The sequence below is a fragment of the Chryseobacterium sp. RLHN22 genome, from assembly GCF_051011795.1.
Taxonomy (GTDB): domain Bacteria; phylum Bacteroidota; class Bacteroidia; order Flavobacteriales; family Weeksellaceae; genus Chryseobacterium; species Chryseobacterium zhengzhouense.
The window spans coordinates 541,619-551,657 of record NZ_JBPCHW010000001.1 but is presented as its reverse complement, the minus strand read 5'-3'; the positions used below and the strand labels follow the sequence as shown (position 1 = coordinate 551,657).

The window sequence follows — 10,039 nt, the reverse complement described above, 5'->3', positions numbered from 1 at the left end:
TACATCCGTTAGCATCAGTAATCGTTACCGTGTAAGTTCCCGCTGATAAGCCTGTGCGGTCTTCAGTGGTAATTCCACCTCCCCAGTTGAATGTGTAAGGTGCGGTTCCTCCTGCAGGTGTTAAATTAATAGCTCCTGTCGAACCACCATTACACGCAATATTCGTAACCACTGTTGTACCTGAAACTGCTGCTGCAGGCTGAGTGATTGTTACCGTTCTGGTGATTGTACAGGCATTGGCATCTGTTACCGTTACCGTATAAGTTCCCGCTGACAATCCTGTAGCTGTCGCTGCAGTTCCGCCGCCTGGAGACCATGAGTAAGTGTATGGAGCGGTTCCGCCAGTTACAACAATACCTGCTGATCCGTTAGATCCTCCGTTACATGAAATATTAGTCTGAGAAACTGTTGCACTCATCGCCGTTGGCTGGGTTACCGTTGCATTCACAGTTCCTGTACATCCGTTAGCATCAGTAATTGTTACCGTGTAAGTTCCTGCAGCCAGTCCTGTACGATCTTCCGTGGTGATTCCTCCACCCCAGTTGAAGGTATAAGGCGCTGTCCCACCTGCCGGTGTTAAATTGATCGCTCCTGTCGAACCACCATTACACGCAATATTCGTAACCACTGTTGTACCTGAAACTGCTGCCGCAGGCTGAGTGATTGTTACTGTTCTGGTGATTGTACAGGCATTGGCATCTGTTACCGTTACCGTATAAGTTCCCGCTGACAATCCTGTAGCTGTCGCTGCAGTTCCGCCGCCTGGAGACCATGAGTAAGTGTATGGAGCGGTTCCGCCAGTTACAACAATACCTGCTGATCCGTTAGATCCTCCGTTACATGAAATATTAGTCTGAGAAACTGTTGCACTCATCGCCGTTGGCTGGGTTACCGTTGCATTCACAGTTCCTGTACATCCGTTAGCATCAGTAATCGTTACCGTGTAAGTTCCTGCTGCCAGTCCTGTACGATCTTCAGTGGTGATTCCTCCACCCCAGTTGAATGTGTAAGGTGCGGTTCCTCCTGCAGGTGTTAAATTGATCGCTCCTGTTGAAGAACCATTACACGCAATATTTGTAACCACTGTTGTACCTGAAACCGCTGCCGCAGGCTGAGTAATTGTTGCACTTACCGTTCCTGTACATCCGTTGGCATCAGTAATCGTTACCGTGTAATTTCCTGCAGCCAGTCCTGTACGATCTTCCGTGGTAATTCCTCCACCCCAGTTAAATGTGTAAGGTGCTGTTCCTCCTGCAGGTGTTAAATTGATCGCTCCTGTCGAACCACCATTACACGCAATATTCGTAACCACTGTTGTTCCTGAAACTGCTGCCGCTGGCTGAGTAATTGTTGCAGTTGCCGTTGTAAAACATCCCAGATTATCAGTAACCGTTACCGTGTAAGTTCCTGCTGCCAAACCTGTTGCAGTGGCTGCTGTTCCGCCGCTTGGAGACCATGAATAGCTATAGGGTGCTGTACCACCTGATACACTAACTGTGGCAGTACCATTAATTCCTCCATTACAGGAAATGTCTGTCTTACTAGTAATTGCAGAAATAGATCCAACCGTTAATGTGGCTGAATTGGAAGTCACCGAACCTGAAGAATTAGTGGCAACACAACGATATTGATTTCCATTCATTGTTCCTGTTGCATCTGTTATCGTTAACGTACTTGTAGTAACTCCAGAAAACGGTGCTACATTCGATAATGCAACAAATCCACTTCCTGAATTTTGATACCATTGATAAGATGTAGCTCCTGTTGCAGTAATAGAAAACGTTGTGATTCCACCAACACAAATTGTTCTATTTGGTGGATTTCCTGTAATCACAGGATTATTTCCTATAAACTGACATCCTGAATATGAAGTTGTACCTGCAGAAGCTGAAAGTGACCAATTCCCTACAGTCATTACGGCTGAACGTATAGAAGCAGCTGTAGTAGTTGGTGTTCCTGTACAGTTAAATTTTGCTGATTGAGCAACAATATTTCCTGATACGGCTCCAGTATAAAAAGCACTTGTACCTCCGACAAGCCCCGGAGGCATTAGTGATGAATTAGGACCGGTCGGAACTCCGACATTCCATCCTGCAGTAGTTGTACCTCCTCCTGGATAGTATAAATAGTTAATTCCTGCAATACAATTGGCTCCGCTTCCTGTAATCACTCCGTTACCACCCTGAAATGCAATAATCTGATCTCCGGTATTTGCCAGTGAAAGACCATTGCTGGATGAACCATCAGTAAGAGTAACATTTCCATTTGGAGTAGAAATGTTGGTTGCTGGGTTATAGATTGAGGCTACAAGACCCACTATGTGAACCTCTGTTCCCATAGGAAGTGCGGTACCACTTACCCAGGTAATGCCAGATTCTGATGCTCCCGCAGTCTGCCATCCGGAGCCATGATAGCCCCTATCAGTAAAACTAATAGTTGTTCCTGCCGAAATATTTGTAAGCAGAACAAAAGAAAACTTATCTCCCAATCCTGTTAAAGGAGTCGCATCATAGCTTGTAAAAGCTATATCTCCTACTGCTAGGGTTGTTTGCGCTTTGGCTGTAAAACCTAACAATGACGTTCCTGCTATGAGAAAAATCTTTGTCAGCGTTTTGATTTTTGAATAAAAATTTTTCATATTTAATTCATTTTTAGGTTAAGATTCACAAAGCGGCTGCCTTTTTTCAAACCAAAAGCAAACAGTTTGTGACCACTCATAAATCCTTCATCTATATATATGATATCTAATCGAAGCTGAGTTTCATTATAACATTTTACAATTAAACCATTATTTTCATCCAACGAAAGAATGGTTCCTGGAATCTCAGACTGAGGTGAAGTTTCATTAATTACTGTAGATTCCACTACCCGTATATTCCACCCATTCCATTGTGTATATGCTCCTTTATTCCATGGATTGCAGGCTCTTGATAAAGCTTCGATGGCTTTCGCATCCTGCTTTTGCCAGGAAATACAAACATCTGATGCCGCAGGTTTTGAGAAATATCTGGCATTGTTTTCGTTTTGTTGCGTTCCTACAGGGTTATTTTTTAATAAGATTAAAAGTTCACTTAGTAAATTTGCTCCCAGCCAAGACAAATTTGTACAAAGTACACCGTGTGTCATATTTATTGAAAGAGGTAAAATCTTTTTTAAAATAATTGGACCCCTATCAATTTTATTTTCGATGAGATGAACTGTGATTCCAGTTTCTTTTGCACCACTTCTTATTGATTCAAAAATAGGATCTGCGCCACGCATTTCCGGTAATAATCCGTAATGAAAATTGTAAAACTTACTTTCATGTTTATTTAAAATATCGCCAGGTATCTTCCAAGGGAAGGTCATAGTAAAAACAAATTGAGCATCTGTTTTGGCAATCAATTCATCAAGTTGATCAGAAAGAATCTCTTTTTTAAGTATAGATAATTGTATTCCGGATTTTTCCGTGATGATTAAACCAAAATCGATGACATCAGTATTTGCTTCAGGCACGCCCAAAGCGCAAAGTCTACCCTGCGCCGCTAAAGCCTGCAATGCCGGAATCGCTATTCGATTGTTACATAAAACTGCTATTTTGTATGCTGTCATCATGATTCCAGACATGCATAAGCATTGAGCCAAGTATTAGCTTCAATACCCTGAATGTGTTTAATATTATTACCTAAGTGTTCACGTTCCGCTTCTGTTACAGCAGCAAACTCAACATCTTTTAAAAGACAATTACCTGTAATCTCATCTTTTGAGACTGTTGCATAATATACAGGAGCTTCTGTAAATCTGTTGTCAGGATTCATAAAGACTTTTCCACGTGGAGAAGTGATTGTAATACCATCAAAAGTCTCGTTTTCAAATGCAATAAAAAGAGCGGCTTCCCATCCCAATAAAGAGAAAAGATTGGCTTTACCTTCTTTAATACCATCCATAATACTAACGAAAGTTTCGTTTTCCGGTGTTTTTAATGTTTTCGACCAAGCTACAGCAGAGCTCCAATCGCTTCCCGGATAAGGTATTTTCGATAGCCAGGCTTCATCAGATGTGAAACCCGTTCCGTACACCGAATGATTATTTACCAAGTTATTTCCTTCTCTGAAAAAATCATCCGCCATATCGCCACAAAATGTTGTAAGAACTGCAGTTTCTTTTTGCTGCTCAAGATATTCGGTCAGAGGGTTCAAAGTAAAATCTTCACGACGCAAAGATGTTATATGATTAAATACTATAGCACCTCCCTTTTCTTCTACTGCAGAAGGATAAATATAAGAAGGCTTATAGCCCGCATCGTAGAAAGAACATGTAAACGCAAAATTCTTATGCCCTTCTTCGATTGCTTTTTGAGTAATAACCCTAGTGCAAAGGCCTCCCTGTAGAGATATAAAATAAGCATTAGAAAGCATTCCCTGAAAAGAGGGAAAATGATATCCGCTGTCTAAAACAATTAATTTTTTGTTTGAAGATTGGAATAGTGAGTGAATAAACTCTGCAGAAATAGGATTGATATATCCAATAATAATATCCGCACCTTCTATAAGGAATTGTTCACAACGATCATAAATTTCTTGATGTTTCGCTGCAACGCCAATTCCTGCCGATACAATTTCATGATGACCTTCCAAGCCTATATTTTTTAGTGCTTGCTTAAAGCCATCTATTATATCAAAAGAAATTGAAGGATAAATAACAGATCGTGGTAAAAGTAAAGCTATTTTCATTTTTTTTTTTGATAAAGCCTCTAATAGTATGAACAATTAGAGGCTTTTGTATTAATTAATTATGATCTTGAAGGAAAAATTCCGGATAAACAAATGATGTAATTCATTCCTAAAAACGGTTGCTGAATATTAATAGGTTGGCTTCCTCCTGCAACACTTAAACTGAATGCCGTTGTTATTGGTCTTAACGTAGTATCTCCTGGTTGATTTGAATACAAACCATTTAAAGATGCTAATGTAGCATTAGAGGGAACAGCAGTATCACCTCCTTCAGAAAATGTTTTAATTGAAGCTGTTTCCGTACCTGAAGTATGATTGTGCATAGGAAGATTGGTGGTAAGTAATGTTACCTCTGGTGTACCATTGATCTCGCCAAGAGTCCAGCTATCAATTCCTGCTCCACTACCCGTACCCATAGCAGTTCTACCAGCAAAATTTGGTAATGCAAATGTTGTTACCCCATTTCCGCCGTACATAGTACCTAAAAGAGCAAAAAGCGCTTGATTTGTATTAATTGCTAATAATTGACCCTGACATAAAGCCCAAGATTTTGGAGCAAAATCTCCCGCGAACATTCTTATTTCTGATATTGTTCCATCCATGATGATTAGTTTTAAAAATTAAAAATTTACTTAATTATGGTCTGCTTGGATAAATTCCTTGACAGCATATAATATAGTTAGCTGCCAAAACAGGTTGCAAAACGCCAAAAGGCAGACCGCTACCTACAGTAGACAAAGCCCCTGAAGCTATAGCCGGAGCAATGTTTGTATCAGCAGGCTGAGTAGAATATGCACCCTGTAATCCACCGAGAATAGTTCCCGAAGGCGAACCCGTCTCTCCACCTTCTGAAAAAGCAGGAAATGAAATTGTTGCCATTGCATTATGAGTGTGCATTGGCATTTGCGAAGTAGTCATTGCTACAGTCTCCACACCCCCTGTTTGTCCTAATGTAATATTCGGCAAACCAGCTCCTTGACCTGTTCCTACAGCAATACGGCCTCTAAAATCTGGCACGCCAAATGTAGTTTGTCCGTTACCTCCAAAAGTGGTTCCTAGAATTGTAAAAAGAACCTCATAAGTTGATATATTGTATATTGTTCCATCACAAAACATCCATCCGTTTGGAGCAAAATTTCCCGCAAACATTCGAATTTCTCCTATATAACCTTCCATATATTTTAGTTTTATAATTATTAGTGTAAAAAATCAGATTAAGTTAATTTTAGCCCCGAGATGGAAAAACTCCATACATACAAATAATATAATTCATTCCTAACGAAGGCTGAGTGATATTAATTGGCATACTTTGACCTGTGATCCCCACCTGAATATTCAAAGGTGTAGATTTAGTATTAGAATCGCTTGCCTGAGATGTGTACATTCCTTCCTTTGAAGCTAAAACATTATTTGTAGGAGTTGCAGAATCTCCTTCTTCTGAAAATGCAGGAATAACAATGTTCCCGCCCGCAGTATGGGTATGTGGCGGAAGATTCATAATGCTGAGTGTTGTACTATTTGTCCCTGTCTGCTCACCCAAAGCATAGTAAGATAACCCAGGTCCCTGTCCCGCTCCAACTGCAGATCTTCCTGAAAGATTAGGCAGACCGAAAGTCGTTTTTCCGTCACCACCATAAGTGGTTCCCAAAATAGAGAATAAGGCGGTGTTTGCTCTGATTGCAATCAATCCACCATTACAATACGACCAATCTTTGGGCGCAAAATTTGCGGCAAATAGGCGGATTTCTCCTATTGTTCCTTCCATAGTTATTTGTTTTTAAAATTAAAAAGATGAAGTATTATTTTAATGAAATTATTATTATTTGAACTTATAAATGGATATCATAAATGGACATGGTTTGTTTACAACTGAACAAGATATATGCAGCATATAAAACATGGATCCACTATTTACAAAATAGCACGTAGATAAATTAAATTATAAACAAAGTTGTTTTTAACTTTTGCGTAAATTCGTAATAGCTGATAGCAAAAGAAATTGCTGTAAGAATTGATTCATATTAATTTGGTTTTAGTTTGGTTTTAGCAATTATTAAATTGATTAATTTAACAATTAGTAACAAATATACATTTATTATAACAATTACACCTATAAATCAATATTATTTTTAAAAATTAACAATCAGTTTTCATTAATAAATAAAACGTTATTATATTTTAAGCCTATTGTTACTATCTTTTGTCAAAAGTAGAAATAAATATATCACCACGACTCCGTATTTTTACTGATTTTCACTTTGTCTTGTAAAAAAAATCTTTTCATCTGCCAAAATAAGACATTCATAATGGGTTAATATATTTTAGAGTCCAAAATTTAATTTTAGCATGACATATCTTGGAAACAGTTTATATTCGCTTGTGTAATCCGAATAACTAGTAATAGAAGCTACTTTAAATTTTACTACAATAAAAAGATTGTTCCTATTAAAGAGAGGTATATATTTTTGCTGTAGTCATAGGTGATTTTGAATCCAAAAAATCATATGAGTTTTCTTTATTGAAATATCCATTGAAAGAATAATAACTGTTTTTAAGCTCAATTTTAGTTTTCTTATTAAGAGCGAAAATTAATTCAAAAAACGCCTGCCGATTGATAACCTTGCTGCTTTGTTGATCTGTCGTAATCTTCGAAATATTTAGATTTGTTCCTCTATTATAATTTACATTTTTTTTAGCCCGTTTTTAACTGCAACCCTATTCGATTATATAAGGAGGCGACTTGTCTGAAATTGCCGTCGTCAATCTGATCCTCATACAGCGAGGTACTATTTGTATAAGTTATTTTGAAATTTGATCGTAAATCTACTTTAATAGTGTTAAAAAATTAAGAGTATCACATTTTCAGGATTACGGAATGAAATTCCAGTAAAAAATGAATGATTAGTATTGTCACTTTTACCGACATGAAAATTCAATTATGGTAAAAGCTGGCTTTGCATTCTATCTCACTATTATTTTTATCATGTAATGGACTGCGAAAGAGAACACTATAAATTCACTAAACAAGACTATTATGGTGAATAGCCTTTCGCTGTCAATGAAATCGAGGTTTATTGTTCCGGATACATTGAAATTTATGGAATAACAGAGGATGGTAAGGTGTATGCCTTAAATGGATCTGCGAAAGGAGCTTCACATAATGACACATCCATCAGCAAGATCGAAGAGATCTGGCTGGATGATACAAAATGGGCGGAAGAAGATATCTTACATTGATTTTATTACTCAAGGACTAACCCTCAGCGAGAATAAATAACAAATTTTAAACTATGGAAATTAACAGCGTAGAGAGTGGCATCAATAATTTCTGCACTAACGAATTACAATACTAAGACATTAAAGAACCTTGCCAAAACAAATCCGATGACCAAAGCCAATATAGATGCAAAGATAATATTTACATAATCAGTTTTATTGCTTTTTAATTCCTGATTCAGCAAGGTTTCATCGGCAGTATGTCCGATTGCTGTGATGGTTACTGTATTAAGTTCAATAAACAGCTCAGCGGAGAAGAGATGCAGCCCTATTGAAACGTGGTCACCTTCTGAGAACAGAAGATCATAAAAATAATTTCCGTAAGCTTTGCCCCACCAAAGGAATATCTACCTTTGAGGTAGATGATATAGACCGTAGCATTTAACTTCAAAACATTGCTAAAGATTCCAATGACGGATGCTGGGGGATAAATCGGATAAGTGATTTCTTGTTCTGACATAGATGAAAATCATTCAAAAAAATTCCTAACAAAAATATTGTTATTTGTTACTAAATAAAAGTTGATCCTTTTCGAGAGGTTTCAACTTTCTATAAAGTCAATAGCGTACTTGCGAACGTCCAAAAGAACAACTAAAAGACAATGGAACAGCATTCCGGAAGTACAAAAAGATTTGGGAGTAGATATAGCTTTGGAACATACAGAACTTTCCTCAAGAGAATTGGCGCACAAAATTATTATAAATCTTAAAAAGAATTTTCGGTTTATATAGTTACTTATTTTTAGTTGTTATAATTTAACTTCTTTTCAGATATCTGATAATTAAAATATATTGTTATCATTATGATTCCCTTAGGCCTGGTATCCGAGAAGTTTTCTCAATTGATAGAATAATCTTTCTATAAGTCGTAAGTCTTGAGTGACAATCTCAGCATTTCCTCTCAGTTCTTTGTCAAATTTCAGTGATTTATTATAAGAAGTATTTAATCCATTAGGTAAAATGACATCAACATAATAATTTCCTTTTTCATCTGGCACCATTGATATATTCTTTACTGTTCCTTGAACAATCCCATATTCTTGGAAACGGTAATTATCCAGCTTTATAAGAACCTTCTCCCCAGATGTAATTTTTCCAGAGTTGGACGTAGGAACAAACATCCTACCCACCAACTGGTTGGTATCGTTAGGTAAAATAGAAATAATCTGATCTCCTGTCTTCACAAATTGATTTACTCCAAAAAATTGTTGAAAACTTGCTTTCCCATCAGTAGAAGAAATAATAAGGTAGTTTTGTTCCCACTGTTTTAGTGATTTCCTTAACTGTTCAAATAGCTGAAGCGTTTGTGATGAATATGTAATCTTATCTTTTTCAGTATTTATTGTCGCTCCGCTTTTTGTGAGATTTAAGTTTGCAATGCTTTCCTGAAGTTGAGATAGAGAAAGGTTGATGTTCTCAAGACTTTGCTGAGCCTGAAGGTACTTAATTTTCTCCCCCTCCATTTCCATAGCAGCAATAATACCCTGATTGAATAATTCCTGTGATCTCTGATAATTTTTCTTTGTCAATTCATATTTTGCGGCTTCCAAGCCCTTCTGCTGTCGCAGATTTGATATCCGGCTTCTAGCTTCAAGTATACTTTGTTCAGCAGCAATATTTTCCGGTGCGTAAGGCTTTAATCTGGTAAATAAATTTTCATCCTGAAAAGCTTTTGCAAAGCTATTGTAATCTCCTTGTAATTCACCCAACTTAAAATTTGAAACTTTATTTAAAGGGAAAGAGGGCAGATCATTATGTGAGAGTGAATCAACAATTCCCTTCAGTTTTAAAACATCCTCATAATTTGCAGTGGACTGTAATACAACCAGCAAATCCCCCTTGTGAACCTGCTGATGGTCTTTTATAAAGATCTTTTCGATTTTTGAACTTACTCTGGCTTCAATCTTTTCAGGAGGATTCATTGACGTAACAATTATAGGAGCGGTCACAAATTCAGGATACTTTATTATATAGCTCATAACAAAGATCAGAATTAAAATAAAAAATATAATTGTATTTCCCCATCTCACCATCCAATTAGGTGGCTGAGTC

7 protein-coding genes are annotated in these 10,039 nt (G+C 37.3%); all 7 read right to left on the bottom strand.

Annotated features, from left to right (window positions below; all coding sequences use genetic code 11):
* Positions 1-2,638 (bottom strand): beta strand repeat-containing protein (locus ACR1PN_RS02310; protein ID WP_433978702.1); only part of this gene is annotated, 2,638 nt, incomplete at its 3' end.
* A gap of 2 nt (positions 2,639-2,640) precedes the next feature.
* Positions 2,641-3,606, bottom strand: coding sequence for a formyltransferase family protein (locus ACR1PN_RS02305; RefSeq protein WP_433978701.1), 966 nt, complete (start codon positions 3,604-3,606; stop codon positions 2,641-2,643).
* Positions 3,591-4,712 carry a hypothetical protein gene (locus ACR1PN_RS02300; protein ID WP_433978700.1) on the bottom strand — a complete coding sequence of 374 codons (1,122 nt, stop codon included), beginning with the start codon at positions 4,710-4,712 and terminating at the stop codon, positions 3,591-3,593. The genes ACR1PN_RS02305 and ACR1PN_RS02300 overlap by 16 nt, the downstream gene beginning before the upstream one ends.
* A gap of 59 nt (positions 4,713-4,771) precedes the next feature.
* Positions 4,772-5,314, bottom strand: a complete 543-nt coding sequence (locus ACR1PN_RS02295; protein WP_433978699.1) for a phage tail protein — start codon at positions 5,312-5,314, stop codon at positions 4,772-4,774.
* 34 nt (positions 5,315-5,348) lie between these two features.
* Positions 5,349-5,888: a phage tail protein gene (locus ACR1PN_RS02290; RefSeq protein WP_433978698.1), complete on the bottom strand. Its 540-nt coding sequence runs from the start codon at positions 5,886-5,888 to the stop codon at positions 5,349-5,351.
* 49 nt (positions 5,889-5,937) lie between these two features.
* Positions 5,938-6,477: a phage tail protein gene (locus tag ACR1PN_RS02285; RefSeq protein ID WP_433978697.1), complete on the bottom strand. Its 540-nt coding sequence runs from the start codon at positions 6,475-6,477 to the stop codon at positions 5,938-5,940.
* Between the two features lie 2,322 nt (positions 6,478-8,799).
* Positions 8,800-9,966 (bottom strand): HlyD family secretion protein, encoded by a 1,167-nt coding sequence (locus ACR1PN_RS02280; protein WP_433978696.1) that lies wholly within the window; start codon positions 9,964-9,966, stop codon positions 8,800-8,802.
* Positions 9,967-10,039 lie beyond the last annotated feature (73 nt).